Here is a 1,784-nt window from a genome sequence, read left to right as displayed (position 1 = left end):
TTCGTCCCGAAGCAACTTGGGGTGCCCACTGTCCTTGAGCTGCTGTGCCTGTCACCTGTGCGGATGGTCCGCTGACGTCTACAGCGGTTCGCGGATGTGCGCCGTGGTTGTCACGCAGAAAGACCCTCACCGGGGAGACAAGTGCGTGTTCGCTTGGCCCTGCCAACGCCTCCCAGGTCCGCCTCGCACGAGGTGCCGCGTCGTTCGGGTTGGCCGTACTGACGGCAGTCCTGCTGTCGGTCAGATGACGTCGGCCGGCCCCTGATGCGGCTGTTCCAACTGTTGTTCCCGCTTGCGCTGCTCCATCCGAAGCGTCTCCACGTTCTCCGCGAACCGCTCCAGGTTCACCGCCGCGTCCGCATCCGCGTACGGCGCAATCCCCAAATCGAAGGCCGTGGCGTGTTGCTCTACCTGGTCGGCGGTCTGCTGAAGGTTGTATGCCCGCTCGCGGAATTTGAAATAGCCCGTCACTGCGGTGGCGAACGCCAGGAACGACCCCAGCACGATCAGGATCGTCTTTCCCGGCTGCGGGGTCTCCCAGAAAGCCGTAGTCGCCGTGGTCCCCACCGAGGCGAAGAACACCCCCCACTGAAACCAGTTGTGAATACGCCGGTAGAACCGTGTATCGCGCCGCAAGCGATCTATCACCCGTGGTATGTGCTCCCGGTAGCCGTCACGCCGCTCCGTCGTCGGGCGCGTCTTTGAGGCGTTCAGGATCCACCGGTCATGGATGATCTCCAGATCTCTGCGGAGCAGGAACACCGACCTGACACCGTGTTCTTCGTCCTTCACCCGCAGGATGAAGCCNNTGAAGCCGACCAGGAACACCACCACCAGGACCAGCATCACCGCGATGGTCACGCTGTTGAACGTGCGCAGGTCCGGCACGTTTTCCGGCCACAGGTTTCCCCACCCGACCACTGCCAGAACCAGCGGCATCACCACAAGCGGCACCAGCCGGAGCCACCGCGACAGAAGAGCCCTGCGGATGCGGCGTTCCGCCGTCGCGACGTCCCGCCGGTAGGTGATAACACTGTTCGCATACTCGTACTGTTGAGCGGGCTCTAGACTCCATCCATACTCTGGTTTTGGCTCATTGAGGAATTCAATGACCTCTTCAACGAGGTCGCCCCAGGTGGAATTTGAGTCTGCGGTAAACACGCTCCTAAGTAGTACGTAAGGTTTGTATCGGTCGGGGGACCCATAATTTCGGTGGAAGATGTATGCGCCGTCACTGGCGTATCTGACCTGTCGGGCTATCTGGACGTTTACGGTCCACTTGAGTTCTTCCCTACCGGTCTTCCAGGCGGCGGAGAGGATCGCGGCTACGCCCTCCCAGGCCAACACGAAGCCCTCGGGGAGGGGGGTGAGTATGTCGGCCTCCGACAGCCGCTGGTCCTCGTATGCGAGGTGATGCAGGACATCACCCACCCACGGCTGGTGACTGTCGGCGGTCTCGGGTTCAGGTTCGCGCGGCACGTCGGTAAGGCCGGACATTGCGGAGTGGCTCCCAGTCGAGGGTGGTGGTGTGTGGTCGACGGCACGCTACCGCCGCCCTGCCTTCCAACAGTCGGCAACTCGCCTGCTTGGGGGTGGCGTTGACCGCACCCGCCCCTAAGAGGGGATCTCAGATCTCTGCGAAACGCGTTCTGCCGGATCAGGAGCTGCCCCGGTGGGAGCACGCCGCTTCCCGGATTCCCGACTGATGGGTAGCCGACCGCCCCAGCCACAGCGGGTTTCCCCTCCTTCGCCCGCATCACACGCGAGCGCGCCGCCGGGCGCGG

General features: G+C 63.3%; 1 protein-coding gene. It reads right to left on the bottom strand.

The window, feature by feature from the left end:
- Window positions 1-240 precede the first annotated feature (240 nt).
- Window positions 241-762 (bottom strand): DUF4231 domain-containing protein, encoded by a 522-nt coding sequence (locus AOK23_RS52030; protein ID WP_420823752.1) that lies wholly within the window; start codon window positions 760-762, stop codon window positions 241-243.
- Between the last annotated feature and the right edge of the window lie 1,022 nt (window positions 763-1,784).

Origin of the sequence: Streptomyces torulosus, from assembly GCF_001419765.1 — a bacterium.
GTDB lineage: Bacteria > Actinomycetota > Actinomycetes > Streptomycetales > Streptomycetaceae > Streptomyces > Streptomyces torulosus.
This window is presented reverse-complemented; position numbering and strand designations above follow the sequence as displayed.